Source organism: Amphritea sp. (assembly GCF_048266285.1).
Classification (GTDB): Bacteria; Pseudomonadota; Gammaproteobacteria; order Pseudomonadales; family Balneatricaceae; genus Amphritea.
Window position 1 is genome coordinate 494,619 of the sequence record NZ_JBLWZV010000001.1, and the last position, 19,505, is coordinate 514,123.

Below are 19,505 nucleotides of genomic sequence, written 5' to 3' on the forward strand. Positions count from 1 at the left end.
CACATGAAACGGGTACTTTTTGTTTGCTTAGGTAATATCTGTCGTTCACCAACGGCTCACGGTGTATTTCGTTCGCTTGTGGAGCGTAGAGGTATGGCGCACCTGGTGGAGATCGATTCCGCTGGCACGGCGGCTTATCATGTCGGTAATCCGCCTGACCATCGTGCCGCAGCGGCAGCGTTGAAGCGGGGTGTTGATCTAAGTGATCTTCGGGCCCGGCAGGCGGTAGCGGCTGATTTTGCCCATTATGATTTCATTATGGCAATGGACAATGAAAACCTAAGTGAGCTCAAATCGATCTGTCCGGCGGATTATAAAGGGCATTTGGGGTTGTTCTTGGCGCTCTCTAGCTTAGCTGAGCGTGAAGTGCCTGACCCTTACTATGGAGGTCCTGCGGGCTTTGACCATGTACTTGATCTGGTTGAGGTGGCCTCTGAGGCACTGTTAGATCGTATCGCTGCAGAGCTGCATAAATGACCATTGAGTTCCAAGAAAATATCTCTCTAAAGCCTTATAACAGCTTCGGTTTCGATGTCTCTGCTCGCTATTTTGCGGTGCTGGAAGATGCTGGGCAGCTTCCGGCTATTCGTGATTTTATCCAGCAAAACCGCATGCCTGTGTTGTTTATCGGTGGCGGCAGTAACCTGGTGCTAACGGCCGACCTAGATCAGCTGGTGGTGGTGAATCAGATTCAGGGATTGCAGATGCAGGGTAACTCTGATGGCTCTGTTAGCGTCACCGCAGGGGCGGGGGAGGAATGGCACTCTTTTGTTCGCTGGACCTTGCAGCAGGGTGCTTATGGTCTTGAGAATCTATCATTAATTCCGGGTACGGTCGGCGCCGCACCGATTCAAAATATTGGAGCCTATGGTGTTGAGATCAAAGATCGCATGAGTTTTCTCGATGCCTTTGATCTCGAGACGGGGGAGTCGGTTATTTTTACCGCAGATGAGTGTCAGTTCGGTTATCGAGACAGTCTCTTTAAAAGTCGCTTTCCAGGCCGTTACCTGATTACCGCCGTTACCTTCACCCTGAGTCGAGAGTTTGAGCCTGTACTGCATTATGGTGGCATTGATGATCAGCTTAAGCAGCGCAATATTGATTCCCCTGAGCCATTACAACTGAGTGATCTGATCTGTGATATCCGTAATGCAAAGTTGCCTCAGCCTGCGCAATTAGGGAATGCGGGTAGCTTTTTCAAAAACCCAGTGATACCTGAAATTCAGGTCGAGCAGCTGAAGCAGGATTATCCTGGCTTGGTTGTGTTTGCCGATCAGCCGGGTTATTGCAAGCTCGCCGCGGGTTGGTTGATTGATCAGCAGGGCTGGAAAGGTCATCGTCGCGGGGATGCTGGCGTGTATGATAAGCAGGCTTTGGTGTTGGTGAATTATGGTGCAGCTGATGGTGCGGATATTGTTGATCTGGCTGGCGCGATTCAAGCGGATGTATACAAGCAGTTTGGTGTGATGCTGGAGGTTGAACCGCGCTGCTATCCTTGAGGGCTGTTATTAAGGGCTATTTAGTTTGCCAAACCGCGATGCCTATCGCGGTTTTTTTTGCTTTTTTTGTGGCTAAGTTTGAGCAAGCTGGGATTGATGGAGCGGTGTATATAACGCTGATTCCTTGTCATAACGGCTACAAGAATTGATCTTATGGTATTGGAAGCTAGAGAGGCTTGTGCTGTTGTGATTCGTTTGGACAGTACTGAGGTGTGATGTTGTTGCTTTGTTGGTGTAGTTTTTTGAGCTTTTGTCGCTAAAGAAAAAGCACCCGTAGGTGCTTATAGTGTTCAGGCATTGAGAGTATCGAGCTCGCTAATGCCTGGTTGATTTAAGCAAACGTAGCTGATTAGCTATCGCTTTTTTCCTCATTCTCGCTTTGAGGTGCAGCGGACGCCGCATCTTGGTTTTGTAAGCGAGGATCATTAGGAGCACGACGCTGACGGCGTTTGCGCGGTGCTGCTTCTTCCGCTGCAATGGCCGGTGGTGCTTCACGACGTGGTCGTGCGGTCATTACTTCTTCAGGAGCAACCGTCGGTGCAGTCAGATCAGGGCGTTTGCGAACACGGCGACCGGCAGTACGGGCAGGTTCTTCAGCAGCCGGTTCGATCTCTATTTCGATTTCGAGGGTACTGGTTTCCACAGGTGCTTCAGTCGGTGTTGGTTCTGACTTAGCGGGTTCAGCCGTTGGCGCTGTTTCTGTCGGTGCTGCTTCAGCAGGCGTTGTGTCTGCTTCTATAGCGGGCGCAGTGTCTACAGCAGCTGTGGCTTCTGCAACCGGTGCGGCTTCAACAATCGGAGCAGGGGCTTCAGCAATCGTTTGCTTAGGCGCGTCTGCAACCGGTGTTTCTACGTTTGCAGGTTCAGCTACCGCAGCGGTCTGTGTTGCTGCTTTGTCGCTCTGTGCAGTCGTCTCTAGCTCGGTGTTAACGTCCACTGATGCGTTGTTAGTCGCATTAGTTTCCGCTGCCGCTGTTTCTACAATCGGTGCTGTAGTTTGGGCGTCAGTCGATTCTATAACGGCAGTGTCGTTAACCTGAGTTTCGCTGGTTTCAACGGCTGCTTGAACAGCGTTGTCCTCAGTTGCGTTTGTGTCAGCGTTGTTGGTTGCTGCTGAGTTATCATTGCGAGGTCCACGGCGGCGCTGGCGTCGTTTACGTGGCGCTTCATCGGTATTTTTCTCAGCTTTCTTTTCCGCTGGTTTTTCTGCCGGCGGGGTAGCTTCGCTTTCAGTTGGCAGTTGCACGGCTGCATCTGCTGCTGTGTCTGGCTGGGTTTCAGCCGGTGCTAGCAACTCGGTATTTTCCGTATTGTTACTATCGGCGGTACGCTTGCCACTACGTTCGCCGCGACGACGACGTCCGCGACGACGTTCACCACGAGGGCGACCATCTTCGTTTTTCTCGGCAGGTTTGTTTTGCTCGCTGGCTTTCTCAGGACGGCTTGGCTGAGCATTGTTCTGCTCGTCGTTCTGGTTTTTAGCGGCAGGCTTGTTGTCACGCTCATTGCGGCGGCGATTACGTGAGCGGCCACGGCCGGAATCTTCAGGGGCGTCTTCACGCTCTTTAGTTTCTTTCGGCTCATTGTCGGACAGGTTGTCGATAATCTTGTCGCTGTCGCGACGTTGATTGCGATTACGGTCACGATCGCGATCACGACGGTTATTTGAGCGTTTACGGCCGCGCTGCTTCTTATTGCGCTCTTCCTGTTCCTGCTCTTGTTTAGCTTTTTCCTGTTCCAGTCGAGCTTTCTCTTGGCTGTCGTCGGAGCTACCAAAAAGGCCACCTAACACGCTGAAGATTCGGCTAGTCAGTGAAGCGGTTGCTGGCTGCTGAACGGGTGCAGCGGGTGCTGGTGCTTGAGCTGCAGGTGCAGGAGCGGGTGTTGATGGCGCAACAGTGCTTACAGCGGCGCGTTCTCTAACCGGCGCTGCTTGGGTTGCGGCTTCAACTTTTAACTCTTCTTCTGGTTCAGGCTGAAGCGTGTAGCTAGCATCATTAGTGTTGATGACAGTGTGGTCGTCACGCAGTCGTACTACTTCATAATGCGGTGTTTCCATGTTCGGATTGGGTACCACAACTACGCGAACGCGGTGGCGAACTTCAACTTCATGGACTTCGCTGCGTTTTTCATTAAGCAGGAAGGTCGCTACAGAAACCGGCAGAATCGCACGAATCTGAGCGGTGCGATCTTTTGAAGATTCCTCTTCAATCAAGCGCAAAATGGACAGTGCCAGTGATTCTGTATCACGCACGGTGCCTTGGCCATTACAGCGAGGGCAGACTGCGCCCCGGCTTTCGATCAATGATGGCCGTAGACGCTGACGGGACATTTCCATCAGGCCGAAGCGTGAGATGCGGCCGAGCTGAACTCTGGCGCGATCGACTTTCAACGCATCACGCATCCGGTTTTCGACTTCGCGTTGGTTTTTGATCGGTGTCATATCGATGAAATCGATAACGATCAGGCCGCCAATATCACGTAGGCGCAGCTGCCGTGAGATTTCATCGGCGGCTTCAAGGTTAGTTTGCAGTGCTGTCTCTTCGATGTCGCTTCCGCGGGTCGCCCGGGCGGAGTTGATGTCAATGGATACCAGTGCTTCAGTTGGATCGATAACGATAGAGCCGCCTGAAGGCAGGTGAACTTCACGCTGGAAGGCTGTTTCAATCTGACTTTCAATCTGAAAGCGGTTGAATAGCGGGATCGCTTCATCGTAGAGCTTAATTTTGTTCAGGTAGCTAGGCATCACTTGCTGAACGAAGTTGATTGCTTCCTGATAAACCTCAGGCTTGTCGATTAAGACTTCGCCGATATCCTGACGTAGATAATCACGAATAGCGCGAATGACCACGTTACTTTCTTGATAGATCAGGAAGGGGGAACGGCGTTCTTCGGCAGCGCCGGTGATCGCATCCCAGAGGGTCATGAGATAATCGAGATCCCACTGAAGCTCTTCAGAGGTGCGGCCAATACCGGCCGTGCGGACGATCGCGCCGGTTTTTGGTGGAATAGTGACGCCGTCGAGCGCTTCTTTCAGTTGTTTACGGTCATCACCTTCGATGCGACGGGAGATGCCGCCGGCCCGTGGGTTGTTTGGCATCAATACCAAATAACGACCGGCTAAGCTGATAAAGGTTGTCAGTGCGGCGCCTTTATTGCCGCGTTCTTCCTTATCAACCTGAACAATAACTTCGGTTCCTTCAGCGATTACTTCGCGAATATTTGGACGGCCGCCTTTGTCGGAGCCTTTTTTAAAGTATTCACGGGAGATCTCTTTGAGAGGCAGAAAGCCGTGGCGTTCTGAGCCATATTCGACAAAAGCAGCTTCTAAGCTCGGCTCAACACGGGTAATCTTGCCCTTGTAAATGTTGGCTTTTTTCTGTTCGCGGGAACTGGACTCGATATCCAGATCATAAAGGCGTTGGCCGTCTACCAGCGCAACGCGCAACTCTTCTTGTTGAGTTGCATTTATTAGCATTCTTTTCATTGTTTGTTAGCGTTCTCTTATAACACTAACGCACTTCATCCAGCCGGAAGCCACACAGAGAGGTGTCTGTCGTTAACATTACAGGCACGCAAAACAAAGTCTTCGTAACGACTTTGGTGTTCAACTTATTGCCGGGCTACAGTGTTATGTAACTCGGTCTTATCGACGGTGAAGGAAACAGTTGCCTCGTATCGACTGTTATCTCGAGTCTGATCGGGCTGGTGCTGCCGTCTATATATTGGCAGGTTCCGGGCAACTGACATCTACACCTCCAACTGGTTTTGCTATTCAGGGCATTGCCAGGTGAATGAAATACGTAGTAATTCTCTTTAAATTGATGCTGTACGAGGGATTCACACCGATTATTTGCTTGATTTTATGTACTAAATGGCAAAATAACCGGGAATTTCAAATTAGCTAAAGCCAACTGCTCGCAGCAGCGCTAGAATATAGCAGCTTAAATAGATAGCATCAATCGAAAGGTCCGATATCCCATTAATATGTCAGAAGAAACAACAAGATCCGCCCCTGCCGTTCAATGGTTTGAAATTGATTCCGAGCTGGCCGGGCAACGGATAGATAACTTCCTTCGCACGCGTTTAAAAGGTGCGCCCAAAACGTTGATTTACCGTATTTTACGTAAAGGTGAGGTGCGCGTTAACAAAAAGAGAATCAAGCCGGATTACCGTTTGCAAGATGGTGATCTGGTGCGGGTGCCGCCGATCAGACTGAGTGCCGAAAAGCCTCAGGCGACCGTCAGCACCAATCTTAGAGCGCTGGTCGAGAATTCTATTTTGTTCGAAGATAATGATCTGATCGTGCTGAATAAACCATCAGGGCTGGCTGTTCATGGTGGCAGTGGTATTAGCCTTGGGTTGATTGAAACGATCCGTCAAATGCGCCCGGATGCAAAATTTCTTGAGCTGGTTCATCGGCTTGACCGGGACACTTCTGGCTGCATTATGGTGGCAAAGAAGCGCAGTGCGCTGCGTTTTCTTCATGCTGCGTTGCAGGCTAAGCAGATTACCAAGATTTATCATGCCTTGGTTGAGGGTAAGTGGTCGGCGCGTAAAACCAAAGTGGATGCGCCGCTGCAAAAAAATGAACTTAAGTCGGGAGAGCGCGTCGTAAAAGCGCATCCGTTAGGTAAGCCTTCGTTGACCGAGTTTAAAGTGTTACAACGCTTTGGTAATTTTGTCACCCTAGTTGAAGCGCGGCCTATTACCGGTCGAACACATCAGATTCGCGTACACTGTCAGTTTGCCGGTCATCCCATCATTGGTGATGATAAATATGGTACTGATCCGGTTAACCGAGAAATGAAAAGTTATGGTATTCGGCGTTTGTTTCTGCATGCAGCAGAGCTGCGTGTACCACTGCCATCCGGCGGCCGAAAGATTTTCCATGCCCCTCTGGGGGATGAGTTGGAAAAGAGTCTGAAACAATTGAAAAACATTGACGGGCAATAAACAGCCCGGTAAGGCGTTATTAATGAGTCAACAGATTAATACTGAAGAGTTTAATAAAGAAGCGGATGCCATGCTCAAAAGTGGCAAGGCGCCGAATGTCACAGAGTTAGCCAATATCTTTGATGTCGATGAAGCTCAGGTGGCTGCACTACTCGAGCAGTGGTGGCATGTGTTGCCTGATCGGATGCGAATGCTGGGTGATACCACGGTCAAAATTCCTGGGTTGCCGGAATCCTTAGTACATAGTTTTGAGTCCTTATGGCAGCACGCGGTACAGGAAGCGCAGTCTGCTATGTCTACGGATAAACAGTTTCAGCAGCTAGCCAGCGAGGATGCCCGTCGCCACTCTGAAACCGAGTTGTTTAAGGTGCAGAGTCAGCAAGCTGAGATGGATCAGCACTTTCGCGACCTGAAACAGCAGTTGGAGCAAGAGAAGCATCAGATTCAGGCGTTGGATGCAGAGATTGCGGTACTCAAAATCAATTTAGTGGCCGCGACGACTGGGCAAAAGTCAGAAGAGCAGCGACGTCTGAATGTCGAGCAGGAGCTGAATCTGCTGCAGAAAAAAATGGATGATGCTAAGCGTACCTTTGATCAACGCATTATCGAAGAGCAGCGCCGTGGTATTGATCAGGTGGCGAAAGCGGAAGCCGATACTCGCTACTATCGTAATGCACTGGAAAAGTTTCGTGATGAGTGTGGCCGTAAAGAGTCCGCATTGACGAAAGATATCCATAACCTGCAAGCGTTACTGGCGAAAAAAGATGTCAAACTTGACACCAGTAATACCCAAATTAAAACCCTTGATGCCGAACTTAAGCGCTATAAAAGCGAAGACAGCCAGCGCGACCGCGAGAAAAGTCAGCTGAGTGCGGCGCTGCTCTCTGAGCAGAACCGCTGCAAGCGTCTTGAGGGTAAGGTCAATGAAATTAAAGACGAACTCAAGCGTACGAATCAGAAGCACGTATTGGCGTTGAATGATGCTTCACGGCGTGAAAATATGTTGCGTGGTCAGGTGAAAGATAAAACGGAAGAAGCGATGCGCGCGAGTGCCCGACTCGCAACAATGGAGAAAAAGATCACCAGTTATGACGAAGAGATTCGTAAACTGCGTAGTCGTTTATCCTGATCGGATGTGTGCTTGTATAGCGGATCATTGATTTCCGGACAGGTTATTGGTGTTATAATTATTAGTTATTAAAAGTAAGCTTTATCGTTTCCGGAGGTATAAATGAAGTTGCAGCAGTTGCGTTATATATGGGAAGTAGCCCGACATGATTTGAATGTTTCAGCAACGGCGCAGAGTCTTTATACATCTCAACCGGGTATTAGTAAGCAGATACGTTTGCTGGAAGATGAGTTAGGTGTTGAAGTGTTTGCTCGTAGCGGCAAGCATCTGACCCGGGTGACACCGGCGGGTGAGGCCATACTTGAAGTGGCTGGCGATATTCTACGTAAAGTGGAAAGTATCAAGCAGGTAGCGCAGGAGTTCAGTAATGAAAAGATGGGTAGTCTGGAAGTAGCCACCACCCATACTCAAGCGCGTTATGCCTTGCCTGAGACGATTCATGGCTTTATGCAGAGCTATCCCGATGTGTCATTGCATATGCATCAGGGAACGCCAATGCAGATTGCTGAGATGGCCGCCAATGGCACCGTCGATTTTGCCATTGCCACGGAAGCGATGTCGCATTTTAATGATCTGATTATGATGCCTTGCTATCGCTGGAACCGTTCTGTCGTAGTGCCGAAGGATCATCCGTTGGCACAGGTATCTAAGCTAACTTTGCAAGACATTGCCCAATACCCGATCGTTACCTATGTGTTTGGCTTTACTGGGCGCTCAAAGCTCGATGATGCGTTCAGTAAGGAAGGGTTAGAGCCTAAGGTGGTGTTTACGGCCGTGGACTCCGATGTGATTAAGACCTATGTGCGCTTAGGTCTTGGGGTGGGCATTATTGCCACGATGGCCTTTGACGAACGGCAGGATCATGATTTGGTGGTGCTCGATGCCAGTCATCTATTTGATTACAGCACGACTAAAATCGGCTTCCGTAAGGGTACATTTCTGCGAGGCTATATGTATGACTTCATTCAGCAGTTTGCCCCGCACCTGACCCCTGAGGTGGTGAGAAAAGTTCAAGCCTGTGGTAATCGGGCTGAGATTGAAGAGCTGTTTGCGCATCAGGTTCTACCCGATCTGTAATAGTCTAGATTGTTTAACAAGCCTCTGATGAGGCTTTTTTTATGCGGTTAAAATAATCAAGGTGGGCTCTTGTGTCTGAACCCTTCACGCTCTGTTTTCGGCTTGACGATTGTTGCTCTTCAGGTGATGGTCGCCAGTTTTCAGTGGCTGAATTTTTACAGCAGCGCTTAACGGCTGCGGATATTGCACGTTTGCCAGAGCTTAGTGTGGCAGGTTATATTCGCCTTGATTGCCGTGCTGTCGAGCTTGATACGCGACTCGATGATGCTTCGCAGCTAACAATTGATCTGCCGGGTCACTTAGAAGATGAAGTTGATGATCAGTGGTTTTTATTATGGGAAAACAGTGAGTTAATGGCTATTTTTAAACCACATTGTCTTCCTGTAAGTCGTACTACCCGTAATTTATATAACACACTGATCTCATTAGTACGGCGGCAAACAGTCTATGCCGATGCTCGGCTGCTGCATCGACTGGATAGCGAAACGGCGGGTATTATTCTGTTGGCGAAGGATGGCGCGGCGGATCGTCGCTGGAAACCGCAACTGGACCAATTATTGATTAAAAAGATTTATCACGCCTGGGTTGATGGTGTGCCGCAGTGGCGATCAAAGCGATTAACCTGTGATTTAGCTGAGCGGCTGGGCAGTGTTATTCGTAGTCAGATGTATGTTGTTGATGATGCGGCTTTGGCCGCGGGGCAGACTTACCTCAAGCCCCGTTCAAGCAAAACATGTTTTGAGGTGTTGGCGAGGGTAGCCGGTAAAAGCTTGTTGTCCTGTCAGTTATTGAGTGGGCGAAAGCATCAGATTCGAGCGCAGTTAAGTTACCTTGGGTATCCGTTGGTGGGAGATAAAATCTATGGCCATCAGGGGCGCTTTTATTTGAAGCGCATCGAGCAGGGATTGGCTGACGCTGACTTCACTATATTGGGGTCTAAGCACCATTTATTGCAGTGTGCTGCATTGACGTTAATGATCGATGGGGAGGCGGTCGAAATTGTCGTGCCGCCTGCATTAAGGTTAGGTTTGCCCGGCATTATGCTTTAAAGGCCGCCATCAGTTTGCGGTAACTATTGCAGCGATCTTCAAAATCATGGGTGACATTCACCAACATCAGCTCTTGTGCCTGATAGTGATCAGCCAGTTGTTCGAGCGCTTCTCGGCACTCGTTAGCAGAGCCGGTGATAACGGAGCTGAGGGTTTCTTGGTAGTAAGCCTGATCCGATAACGATAACTTCTCATACAAGCTGAGAGCTTCTTCCGGGCTGCGGATATGTTCGCGAATACCGTGACGGAAGGCCATTACTTTCCACAACATATTGGGAGCGGCGAGGTAAGCGGCTTCCTCTTGGCTATCGGCACAGAGGCAGGCTGCCGAGAGAATTGTTTGAGGTTGCTCAAAGCCCTGACCATTGGGGCGGAACTTGGCTTTATAGCGAGCAAAAATCTCTGTAGATCGCTCATGGGTGCCGATAAATAGGGCTAATACGAAGCCAAGCCCTAGTTCTGCTGCCAGATCAACGCTGCCGCTGCTCGAGCCGAGGGTCCATAATTGCGGTGCCGCGCCCTGTTGCGGGCTTGCATGGACGCCTGCAAAGGGGTGGTCGGTGGATAGCGTGTCATGCAAAAAGCCGCTCAGATCGCTGAGCAGTTGCGGGTATAGCGCCGGGGTGTTGGGCGTATGGGGGAAAGCCAGTGCTTGGCTGGTTAAATCGGTACCGCCTGGTGCCCGGCCAACCCCTAAATCGATTCTGCTTGGATTGAGTGCTTCCAGTGTGCGAAAGACTTCAGCCACTTTCAGTGGGCTGTAGTGGGAAAGCATCACACCGCCGCTGCCAACACGAATTTCCTGAGTGTTTTGGGCGATATGGGCGATCAATATTTCTGGACAGGCACTTGAGTAGCTAGGGGTGTCGTGATGTTCGGCAATCCAAAAACGATGATAGCCTAATGTTTCACACAGCTGTGCCAGTCGGGTGGAATACTGCAGCCCTGCGGATTGCGATTGATGATTATGGGCAGGGGACTGATCGATCACGCTGAGTTTAAAAGACATTGTCCGCTCCCGGATGGTTGGCAGCTGTGAGGCTGTTAATCGGCGCTGCCGGTTGATTAATGGGTGAGTGGTGGATGCGGATAAAAGACATTAGGCCACCTCAATATTGAGTTTTTTCAGTCGATAGGCCAGCGTTGGCCGGGTCATATCTAGCATGCGGGCGGCTTCGGCAACGTTATTGTCTGCCTTTGCGAGGGCATGTTGTAGTAAGGTTTTTTCGATCGAGGCCATCGATCCTGATTGCTCAAGTGCTTGTTCCATCCAAGAACTGCTCTGTTGCCCCGCGGTGGCTGTTGGCTTTTGCATTAGCTGAGAGGGCGCGTCGATTAACCCGCCTTCGGCGGAGATCACTTGGCTGTCGAGGCCGATGGACATGCTCGGAAAAAGATACTGTGCATCAATGGTTTCGCCATTTTCAGCGAGGATCAGCCCGCGCTCAATAACATTTTCCAGTTCTCGCACATTACCCGGCCATTGATAGTTAATCAGTGCCTTGGAGGCTAGATCCGAGAGCCCGAGGGTTTTTTTGTTGTAAAACGCCTCATATTTTTTCAGGAAGTGATCGGTCAGCATCGGGATATCCTCGCGCCGCTGACGCAGCGGGGGAATATCGATGGGATAGACATTTAGGCGGTAATAGAGGTCGGCTCGAAATCGGCCCTCTTCAACGGCCTGCAATAGTGATTCGTTGGTGGCGGCGATGACTCGGACATCGACCTTGCGGGTTTGATTATCGCCCACTCGCTCTATTTCACCTTCCTGCAGGGCGCGTAACAGCGTCGCCTGAGCACGGGGGCTGAGTTCAATTACCTCATCTAGGAAGATGGTGCCCTTATTGGCGCGTTCGAAGCGACCTTCCCGTGATTGAGTTGCGCCTGTGTAAGCGCCTTTAACCACGCCAAAGAGTTCCGCTTCAATTAGGTCTGGTGGAATAGCTGCGCAGTTGATAGCAATAAATGGTTGCTCTGCCCGGGGGGAGTTATCATGAATCCCCTTGGCAACGAGTTCTTTGCCTACGCCGGTTTCGCCCAGTAATAACACGGATACTTTACCGGCTGACGCCTTGTTGGCGAGTTTGCAGACGGTTTGAAAGCCTTCCGATACCCCGATAAAGTTACCAAGGCTAGGACTGTTATCAATTTTGTGCCGTAGAACCGAGATCTGATCCTGCAGTTCATAGAGCTCGTCTATGATCGGTGCGGACTTAAAGTAGTTGCGATAGGTTGAGTAATCTTCCCACTCTGTTGCCGGGCGACCTTCGAGGAGGCATTGGTGATCTCCGCAGCCACGACACTGCTTCTCTTTAAAAATGATTTCCTGACCTAAGAGCGTGGAGGCAAAGCTACTAGCATGACCCGCGAGTGCCCAACAGACAGGGCCATCGGTCAGGCCAAGCTCGGAGATAAACATCTCCGCTTCATAGGAATCATGCATCTGCAGAAGGGCGTAGAAATGCTCGTTTTTGGTACTTACTTCCAACTTCAGCTCTTCAACCCGCATCGAACCTTTGAGTGAGTCTAGAATAAAACCTGTGCGGATCAGTTCGATGGGGGGGAGGTCTCCCGCCAGTCGTTTTACCAATTCAGCATCTTGTTGGCCTAGGCTGTAGCCTAGACGCATAAAGAAACCTTTGGCGCGTTCAAGGCCGACAGTGAGAATCTGCTCCTTTCTGAAATTGGTTAGCGAGGTGAGTTGCATAAGCAGCATCCTCTGTTCACCAAACCAGACGGTACCGTCGCTTTTTTGAAATCTGACCTGTTGCGAGAGTTGTTGCATGTTCGGGCCATTGGTCCGAGTAAGATCCGCCGCAATGTTCATATTCTGCACTCTGAGTCATTATCATTAATGAGATGAAATCATCATATATGATTGCTTATTTAAAAGCTTAGTCGCGGTTTGTAATATATAATCCCAAATATGGGATTATGGTGGTGATATGAATTATCAAGATCTATATATATTTATCAAAGTGATCGAGCGAGGTAGTTTTCTCTCGGCCTCGCAAGCCCTAGGCGTACCGACCTCGACCGTGAGTCGCAAGGTGCAGCAGTTAGAAAGGGATCTCGGTTATAAGTTGATGCACCGGAGTGCTCGTAAGTTGGTTCTCACCGAGGCGGGTGTAAAGTTTTATAATCGCTGTCAGCCGTTATTTACCGAACTGGAATTTACCGCAAAAGAGCTAGACGATGAGTTGGCCGAACCGTCGGGATTGCTGCGGGTGACCGCGCCGGTTAGCTTAACCAATGATCTGATGATGGATTGGTTTTTCCTCTTTATGGAGCAGTTTCCGCGCATTAATCTAGAACTGATCGTCGCTAACCGCAATATTGATCTCGTCGAAGAGGGTATTGATGTAGCGTTTCGTATCGGCGAAGTGCGTCTGCAAAACTGGATCTCAAGACCTCTCCTAGAATCGCGCTTCAGTGTCTGTGCCAGTGATGACTATCTCGCTCGGCGTGGATCACCCAAGCATCCGGAAGATCTTTACCAGCACACTCTCATTGTGGCGCGCCGCACACAGGTGTGGAACTTTACAGGGACGAGTGGTGAGCAGGTAACCATAGAGGGGGAGGCGCGATTGAAAGTCGACGAGTTAAGTCTCGCGGCCCGGGCGGCGGAAAATGGCTTGGGAATCGTTAATTTGCCCGATTATGTGGTGCAAAACTCTTTGGCTGCAGGGCGGTTAAAAAGGCTGATGCCCAGTTGGCAGCCCCACTCGCGGGAAGTGAATATGCTTTACCCAGAGCGTAAATATATTCCGGGTAAAGTGAGGTTGTTTATTGAGTTTATCTTAGCGCGGGTTGCTGAAATGCCGGTTAACCGATCTCGCTGACATCAATCAGTTCGGCGGGTTCGTAAGCATTGGGCCAGTATTTTTTAACCACTTCACCTGCGCTATCAAAGGTGTGGCAGGTGTTAAGGTTAAATGGCTTATGATTTTCATCTTGACGGGCTTGTTCGAGCCGTTCCTGATGAGTGGCTTGGTAAGCCGTGGTGGCGATTGGGCCGAGCAATTCAAGCAGATGGGTACAGCCGTTGATGCCGCTAAAGAGTTCTTTGCACTTTTTGGTAAAGCCCGGTGCAATCTGAAGCCCTGTTAACAGTGAATAACGATCGGCGATTGAGGGGCACAGGCGAAATGGGGTGTTATCCATGCTGGCAACGGCCGCGTGGATGTTTAGTTCCAAATCAACGGTTAGGCGAATAGCTAACAGGTGAATCGGCTCTCCTGCTTCGACGATACCGTTGTTGCGCTCTTTAATTTCGATGGGCACGGTTTTGATATCGCTGAGGTGGCCTTCGATATCCCAGAGTCCGTCAGCGCGTTTAAAACCTTGGCACGTGACAGTGCGGGTGTGTTGCAAGTTGCGTTCAGTCGGGGAAGGTAATGGCATAGAATCGTTACTTTATAATAAATTATGGTATAGCCAACAGTGGCTTATTAGCGTTTCATTTATCCCACAAACTGTTCCGCAGTGCAACAATGAATGCTGGGCCGAGGAATGGTTTACAAACCGCCGAAACGTTTATAAAAACGTGGGCCGGGTTCTGGTAATCGACCATCCGCGGTTTCTTGGGTGTCAGATAAGAAGTTCTCGGCCCCTTGGAAAATAAGTCGGTAGATGTTGCGACACAGCACGCGTGCGGAAGTACCAGACCAGTCAGCGGGTAATAGTTTTTCCGGTAGTTGCGGGTCTTTCAAAAGAATTCGGCGGTAGTGGTGAATCAGTAAGATGCGCAGTTGAAAGCATTGCTCTGGATCGAGTATTGGCTGGCTTTCGACCGCTCTTAAAATTGGCCGGAAGCGTTCGAGAAATTCCTGATAGTCATCGGCGAGTTGGTTGAGGTTCCAGCACTCATTAACCAGTTCTTTCAGTGGGGCAGAGGTTTGTCCTCCCACTAGTTCCGATTTCATATGAATTACATCATTTTGGACGCAAAGCTCCTGCAGGGTGCCATTAACTTCGGTCATGTCGGCCATTGGATGTGCCATTACACTGGGGGCAATGTTACCAAAACCGAGCCATTCGAGCTCTTTTTTGACAACTTTACGCAGCTCGATATCTAACTGGGTGGTGACCACCATATCCCATTTACCATCCCATTCAGGATAGAGCTCAGCATAGATACGGCGAAAGGCGCTTTCAAAACGTCGTCGGCCGGTATCCGTTAGGCTATAGAAGCTTTTGCGGCCCACCTGGGATGAACTTAGCCAGCCATCTTTGGTCAGCCGAAAGATAGATGTTCTTACCAGTCGCTGATTCAGGCCGAGGGGTTCGAGGAGTTTAATAAGACTGCCGAGCCACACCGTACCGCCCCTCGGTGATATGGCGTCACCATAGATGGTAATAATGAGTGAGCCGCCACGAATGGGCCGCTGGTTCTTAAAATCATCAACCAACTCTTCTATACAGCGAAGTCTATTCATCGAGCTCTCATAGCATCAGGTGAGGGTGTTATCCGATATTAGTCGGCTAACTTTCAGGATTTAAAAGTTAATTCTATGTGTAAATGACCAACCCATCAACCAGCATGGCTCCGGCTGTGGCTCAAGATGGCAGTGGCAGAGCGTCATTGAGTGGCTGAACAGAAAGGCGGTAAGGCTGAGTTTTTTTAATAAACAGTCGAGGGGTGAAGGCAGTATTGAATACAGAGTGCTACGCTTTGCATGTAGCTTAGTGATCAGTGTTTTTTGAAAATGTTTACTGAGGAGCGGTCATTGATCTCTAAATTAAGTTTATTACTTGAGACGCCTAATCAAGGCGGGTGATCAGTAAGCCTTTGATTTTTGTTGCCAGCAGCGGTGATTGCAGTAATAACAGTCGCGTTGCATGTAAGAAAAAAACGGAATTTGTTTACGGGAAAAGAATATTCTATTAACATGTTAACTAAATAAAAGGACATGCAGACCAAGCAGTCTAAAATTGAGTTGCTGCACTGGAAATTTAAGGTGTCTTAATTTTGATGGAGTTCGTTGCGCTGGTGGTACTAGCCATAGGGCGCATTGACCTCGCTGTCTTGGAATGAGATAAGGGATACGCAAAGCCGTTCTGATACAATCTATATATCGATATTTTATAGTAATGTATCACTTTGTCGGTTATGCTTTTGTTCAGCTTCAATCAGTTAGATTGAAGCGGATAGATAATAATAAAAGGGCCTAGCCCTATGAGTTCTCTATAACAATAAAATGGCGTACATAGAGTATGCGAGAGAAAGCCAGGAGATAAACGAATGACAAATATGAACCTCTTTAAGACGGCAGCGGCAGTAAGCCTGGGTTTGACCCTTTCAGCGAGTGCGATGGCTGAAACGACCTTGCGTGTTGCTAGCTGGTTGCCACCGACTCATCCTCAGAATGCTATTGTTTGGCCTACCTGGTCTAAATGGGTAGAAGATGCGACTGACGGTCGCGTTAAAGTTGAGATTGAATATGGTATGGGACATCCTAAAACGATGTTCGAACTCGTTGAAGATGGCGTTGTTGATGTGTCTTGGAGCTACCACGGTTATGTACCCGGTCGCTTTAAGCTGACGCAAGCTGTTGAGCAGCCTCTATTGGGCGCCAGTGCAGAAGCGGCGTCCGTTGCACACTGGCGTGTACATCAGAAATACTTCGCTAAAGCGAATGAGCATGAAGGCCTTGAAGTGATTGGTCTGTTTACCCATGGCCCAGGTCAGATCCATTTATCACAACCTATTACTTCACTATCTGAATTGGAAGGTAAGAAAATTCGCTTAGGTGGTGGTGTTCAGGGTGAAATTGGTGAGCGTCTTGGTGTTACCGCCGTCGGCGCACCCGCTCCTAAAGTGTATGAAATGATGCAGCAAGGCGTTATTGATGGTGTATTCATCCCAATGGGTGAGCAGAAATCATTGCGTTTAAAAGAAGTGGCTAGAAACATGATTGTCTTACCAGGCGGCATGTATATGGGTAGCTTTGGTATCTTTATGAACCCTGACTTCTTGGCTGATCTGGATCCGAAAGATCGCGAAGCGATTCTAAGTGTCTCTGGTGAAAAACTGTCTGCAATGGCAGGCCGTGCATGGGACCAAGGCGATGTTGATGGCCTTAAGGCTGCTCAAGAAGCCGGCGTGAACATCACCATGGTTAAGAAGGGCGATGCCTTGGATAATGAGTTCGTTGCGCTAACTAAGGGCATGGATGAAGCTTTCTATGAATCTGTCGCCGATCGTGGCATTGATGCAAAAGCAGCACTGACTGAATTGCGTCAAATTGCCCGTAGCTATAAGTAAGGAGCGCGTTATGACCTTTAGTGCCTGGCTTACAGCGCACTACGAGGAAAAGGGGTCAGTCGCTTGGCTGGCCTTTTTTCTAGAGTTGATTGCTGCCGTAACACTGTTTTTATTGATGTTGTTAACCTGTGCCGATGTTTTTGGCCGTTACTTTCTAGGTAATTCGGTTGATGGCACCACAGAGTTAACTGAGATGGCGATTGCCATCATGGTGTTTGCCGAAATGCCTGTGATCACTTGGCGTGGTGGTCATGTGGTTGTTGATATTCTCGACCGTATGATGGGTAACACCCTGATTAAGGTGTTGGGTCTAGTCGCGGCTTTCTTGATGTCGACATCTTTGTATTTTCTGGCAGTCAGAATTTTCGAGTTAGCAGAGCGCTCATTGCGTCGTTCTGAAGTGACTGAATTTCTGCAGTTTCCAGTAGGCTATGTGGTCGAATATATCGCTATTATGAGCTGGATAACAGCCGGCCTGATGATCAGCTACGGTGTGTACCGTTTGTTGTTCCTGTCCCGTGACTGATCCTGGTTACTCCACTATAAATACGCTGATAACGTTACAGGTGTGTTCAGAATGATTACTGCATTAACTGGCTTTGCAATATTGCTGCTGATTATCGTGGTCATCCGGGTACCGATTGCTTTTGCAATGGGGCTGGTAGGCTTTTTTGGCTTTGCATATATGCAAGGTCTTGGTTTTGACAACTTTATGGAATTTCGCTGGAATGGCGCTTTATCAATGGCCGCCAAGCGAGTAATAGATACATCACAGGAATACGGTTTATCGGTTATTCCTCTGTTTATATTGATGGGCAATCTGGTGACCAAGTCCGGGCTGTCCCATGAGCTGTATCGCGCATCTTATGCCTTTTTAGGTCACCGTAAGGGTGGTCTATCCATGGCGACTGTGGTGGCTTGTGGTGGATTCTCCGCGATCTGCGGTTCGAGTCTGGCAACCTCTGCAACGATGGCTAAGGTAGCGATGCCGCCAATGCGCAAGTATGGCTATGCCGATTCCCTCGCGACTGCCTCTATTGCGGCGGGTGGTACACTGGGTATTTTGATTCCGCCTTCCGTTATTCTGGTTATCTACGGTTTGTTAACTGAAACCAGTATTCGAGAGCTTTTTGCTGCCGGCTTTATCCCGGGTTTTCTCGGCATTCTGCTGTATCTTGCAGCGGTGCGTTATGTGGTATGGCGTACACCTGAAGCGGGTCCTTGTGGCGATAAAATGGAATGGCCAGAGCGTTTACAGGCACTTAACGGTGTTTGGGGTGTACTGATCTTATTCTCCGTGGTGATGGGGGGGATCTATCTAGGTATCTTCACACCGACTGAAGCGGCAGGTATTGGTGCTGGTGGTGCGTTTTTGATCGCACTCTATCGTCGTTCGCTGAGTTTGGGCAGCCTGTTTGATATTCTGACGGATACCGCGCGAACATCAGCGATGCTTTTCTCAGTATTGATTGGTGCGCTGATCTTCTCAAACTTCATCAACCGTGCCGGACTGCCAGCCGATCTGTTAGAGATGGTTAACAGTATGGACGTGGCTCCGATGGTGGTCATTCTCGTGATCTTGGCGATCTACATTGTGCTGGGTATGGTGTTTGAAAGCCTGTCGATGTTGCTGCTCACGGTGCCTATCTTCTTCCCATTGGTGCAAAGCTTAGGTTTCGACCTAGTATGGTTTGGTATCGTGGTCGTGGTGGTGACTGAGATCAGTCTGATAACACCACCTGTGGGGATGAATGTCTTTGTATTAAGTGCCGTATTGAAAGATGTTAAAGCGAGCACTATCTTCAAAGGGGTTACTCCATTCTGGTGTGCTGATATTATTCGTCTAGCATTGATTACACTGTTTTCATCGATTTCACTGTTCCTGCCGGAGCTGCTGTATCGTTAATCGGTTGTTTATTATCTAAGGCCCCCTCGGGGCCTTTTTTGTCTGAGGGTTTTACCTATGCTGCCTGATGTAAAAAAGATTCTTTACGCTTCTGATATTGATAAGGGTTCTCGTCCTGCGTTTCGAGCAGCGATCAGCCTTTGTGGACATTATCATTCAGAGATTACCTACCTGCATGTGATTGAGCCTTTAAGCGCGTCGGCTCAGAGCATTGTCGAAACCATGATCAATGAAGCCTCTCTCAAAGAGTTGCATGACGAGAGCTTGCAAAATCTAAAGGTTAAAATTCAGCAGCGTATCGAGCGTTTCTGTGATGCTGAACTCGAAGAGAGTGAAGTGCTGAAAGAAGGCTCCTTAACCTCCCGTGTAGAAGAGGGAACGCCTTGGAAAACGATCCTGCGTGTTGCTGATGAGATTGATGCGGATGTGATTGTGATGGGTACCCGGACTCATTCTGCAATGGGTCAGTTTTTAATGGGGTCTACGGCCAACAAAGTGATGCATAACTCTAAGCGTCCTATATTGATCGTACCGTTATAAGCGCTTTGCGTTTACTTGGTTGTATAGTCTAAAAGCGGCCAGCAGTGGCCGTTTTTTTGTTTTCACGCGCCTGATTATTCAC

16 protein-coding genes are annotated in these 19,505 nt (G+C 49.2%); 11 read left to right on the plus strand and 5 right to left on the minus strand.

The features are described 5' to 3' along the window. Positions 1–3 precede the first annotated feature (3 nt). Positions 4–477, plus strand: a complete 474-nt coding sequence (locus tag ACN0T0_RS02385; protein ID WP_417222819.1) for a low molecular weight protein-tyrosine-phosphatase — start codon at positions 4–6, stop codon at positions 475–477. Next, entirely contained in the window at positions 474–1,499 is a 1,026-nt protein-coding gene (murB, locus tag ACN0T0_RS02390) for a UDP-N-acetylmuramate dehydrogenase (protein ID WP_417222822.1), read from the plus strand. The genes ACN0T0_RS02385 and murB overlap by 4 nt, the downstream gene beginning before the upstream one ends. A 349-nt stretch (positions 1,500–1,848) precedes the next feature. Here murB and rne read toward each other — a convergent pair whose 3' ends face one another. Next, positions 1,849–4,986 (minus strand): ribonuclease E, encoded by a 3,138-nt coding sequence (rne, locus tag ACN0T0_RS02395; protein ID WP_417222824.1) that lies wholly within the window; start codon positions 4,984–4,986, stop codon positions 1,849–1,851. Between the two features lie 500 nt (positions 4,987–5,486). Here rne and rluC point away from each other — a divergent pair, with 500 nt between their 5' ends. The 4 genes from rluC (at position 5,487) to ACN0T0_RS02415 (ending at position 9,710) form a co-directional block, all read left to right on the plus strand. Further along, positions 5,487–6,455 carry a 23S rRNA pseudouridine(955/2504/2580) synthase RluC gene (gene rluC, locus ACN0T0_RS02400; protein WP_417222827.1) on the plus strand — a complete coding sequence of 323 codons (969 nt, stop codon included), beginning with the start codon at positions 5,487–5,489 and terminating at the stop codon, positions 6,453–6,455. 22 nt (positions 6,456–6,477) lie between these two features. Continuing rightward, a complete protein-coding gene (locus ACN0T0_RS02405) occupies positions 6,478–7,584 on the plus strand; it encodes a hypothetical protein (protein WP_417222828.1) in 1,107 nt (368 codons plus the stop codon). A gap of 102 nt (positions 7,585–7,686) precedes the next feature. Further along, on the plus strand, positions 7,687–8,661 hold the full coding sequence (gene cysB, locus ACN0T0_RS02410; RefSeq protein WP_417222830.1) for an HTH-type transcriptional regulator CysB: 975 nt from the start codon (positions 7,687–7,689) through the stop codon (positions 8,659–8,661). 71 nt (positions 8,662–8,732) lie between these two features. Continuing rightward, a complete protein-coding gene (locus ACN0T0_RS02415; protein ID WP_417222833.1) occupies positions 8,733–9,710 on the plus strand; it encodes an RluA family pseudouridine synthase in 978 nt (325 codons plus the stop codon). Here the strand turns inward: ACN0T0_RS02415 and ACN0T0_RS02420 are convergent. Both ACN0T0_RS02420 and ACN0T0_RS02425 read right to left on the minus strand, forming a co-directional pair. Next, a complete protein-coding gene (locus tag ACN0T0_RS02420; protein ID WP_417222836.1) occupies positions 9,700–10,719 on the minus strand; it encodes an LLM class flavin-dependent oxidoreductase in 1,020 nt (339 codons plus the stop codon). The genes ACN0T0_RS02415 and ACN0T0_RS02420 overlap by 11 nt on opposite strands. 90 nt (positions 10,720–10,809) lie before the next feature. Continuing rightward, a complete protein-coding gene (locus tag ACN0T0_RS02425; protein ID WP_417222839.1) occupies positions 10,810–12,537 on the minus strand; it encodes a sigma 54-interacting transcriptional regulator in 1,728 nt (575 codons plus the stop codon). A 118-nt stretch (positions 12,538–12,655) separates the two neighbouring features. On the opposite strand from ACN0T0_RS02425, the gene ACN0T0_RS02430 reads away from it, so the two are divergent. After that, positions 12,656–13,552 carry a LysR family transcriptional regulator gene (locus tag ACN0T0_RS02430; protein ID WP_417222842.1) on the plus strand — a complete coding sequence of 299 codons (897 nt, stop codon included), beginning with the start codon at positions 12,656–12,658 and terminating at the stop codon, positions 13,550–13,552. On the opposite strand, the gene ACN0T0_RS02435 is transcribed toward ACN0T0_RS02430, so the two are convergent. Together ACN0T0_RS02435 and paaX are read right to left on the minus strand one after the other, a co-directional pair. Beyond that, on the minus strand, positions 13,536–14,114 hold the full coding sequence (locus ACN0T0_RS02435) for a DUF2889 domain-containing protein (protein ID WP_417222845.1): 579 nt from the start codon (positions 14,112–14,114) through the stop codon (positions 13,536–13,538). The two genes, ACN0T0_RS02430 and ACN0T0_RS02435, sit on opposite strands and share 17 nt — an antisense overlap. Before the next feature lie 113 nt (positions 14,115–14,227). Beyond that, complete coding sequence (paaX, locus tag ACN0T0_RS02440; protein WP_417222848.1) at positions 14,228–15,148, minus strand: phenylacetic acid degradation operon negative regulatory protein PaaX; 921 nt, start codon at positions 15,146–15,148, stop codon at positions 14,228–14,230. A gap of 815 nt (positions 15,149–15,963) precedes the next feature. On the opposite strand from paaX, the gene ACN0T0_RS02445 reads away from it, so the two are divergent. Genes ACN0T0_RS02445 through ACN0T0_RS02460 form a run of 4 tightly spaced genes read left to right on the plus strand, consistent with a single transcriptional unit; the run spans position 15,964 to position 19,423 of the window. Continuing rightward, positions 15,964–16,977 (plus strand): TRAP transporter substrate-binding protein, encoded by a 1,014-nt coding sequence (locus tag ACN0T0_RS02445; protein ID WP_417223385.1) that lies wholly within the window; start codon positions 15,964–15,966, stop codon positions 16,975–16,977. A 10-nt stretch (positions 16,978–16,987) separates the two neighbouring features. Continuing rightward, positions 16,988–17,503 (plus strand): TRAP transporter small permease, encoded by a 516-nt coding sequence (locus ACN0T0_RS02450; protein ID WP_417222851.1) that lies wholly within the window; start codon positions 16,988–16,990, stop codon positions 17,501–17,503. A 51-nt stretch (positions 17,504–17,554) separates the two neighbouring features. Further along, positions 17,555–18,883 (plus strand): TRAP transporter large permease, encoded by a 1,329-nt coding sequence (locus tag ACN0T0_RS02455; RefSeq protein ID WP_417222853.1) that lies wholly within the window; start codon positions 17,555–17,557, stop codon positions 18,881–18,883. Between the two features lie 57 nt (positions 18,884–18,940). Continuing rightward, positions 18,941–19,423, plus strand: a complete 483-nt coding sequence (locus ACN0T0_RS02460; RefSeq protein ID WP_417222855.1) for a universal stress protein — start codon at positions 18,941–18,943, stop codon at positions 19,421–19,423. Positions 19,424–19,505: the final 82 nt, after the last annotated feature.

Excerpts from the sequence above, each read along its gene's own strand:
- ACN0T0_RS02425 (WP_417222839.1), bottom strand. The coding sequence starts at position 12,537 with ATGAACATTGCGGCGGATCTTACTCGGACCAATGGCCCGAACATGCAA.
- ACN0T0_RS02460 (WP_417222855.1), top strand. The coding sequence starts at position 18,941 with ATGCTGCCTGATGTAAAAAAGATTCTTTACGCTTCTGATATTGATAAG.
- rne (WP_417222824.1), bottom strand. The coding sequence starts at position 4,986 with ATGAAAAGAATGCTAATAAATGCAACTCAACAAGAAGAGTTGCGCGTT.
- murB (WP_417222822.1), top strand. The coding sequence starts at position 474 with ATGACCATTGAGTTCCAAGAAAATATCTCTCTAAAGCCTTATAACAGC.
- ACN0T0_RS02455 (WP_417222853.1), top strand. The coding sequence starts at position 17,555 with ATGATTACTGCATTAACTGGCTTTGCAATATTGCTGCTGATTATCGTG.
- ACN0T0_RS02435 (WP_417222845.1), bottom strand. The coding sequence starts at position 14,114 with ATGCCATTACCTTCCCCGACTGAACGCAACTTGCAACACACCCGCACT.
- ACN0T0_RS02420 (WP_417222836.1), bottom strand. The coding sequence starts at position 10,719 with ATGTCTTTTAAACTCAGCGTGATCGATCAGTCCCCTGCCCATAATCAT.
- cysB (WP_417222830.1), top strand. The coding sequence starts at position 7,687 with ATGAAGTTGCAGCAGTTGCGTTATATATGGGAAGTAGCCCGACATGAT.
- ACN0T0_RS02385 (WP_417222819.1), top strand. The coding sequence starts at position 4 with ATGAAACGGGTACTTTTTGTTTGCTTAGGTAATATCTGTCGTTCACCA.
- rluC (WP_417222827.1), top strand. The coding sequence starts at position 5,487 with ATGTCAGAAGAAACAACAAGATCCGCCCCTGCCGTTCAATGGTTTGAA.
- ACN0T0_RS02430 (WP_417222842.1), top strand. The coding sequence starts at position 12,656 with ATGAATTATCAAGATCTATATATATTTATCAAAGTGATCGAGCGAGGT.
- ACN0T0_RS02405 (WP_417222828.1), top strand. The coding sequence starts at position 6,478 with ATGAGTCAACAGATTAATACTGAAGAGTTTAATAAAGAAGCGGATGCC.
- ACN0T0_RS02445 (WP_417223385.1), top strand. The coding sequence starts at position 15,964 with ATGAACCTCTTTAAGACGGCAGCGGCAGTAAGCCTGGGTTTGACCCTT.
- ACN0T0_RS02450 (WP_417222851.1), top strand. The coding sequence starts at position 16,988 with ATGACCTTTAGTGCCTGGCTTACAGCGCACTACGAGGAAAAGGGGTCA.
- paaX (WP_417222848.1), bottom strand. The coding sequence starts at position 15,148 with ATGAATAGACTTCGCTGTATAGAAGAGTTGGTTGATGATTTTAAGAAC.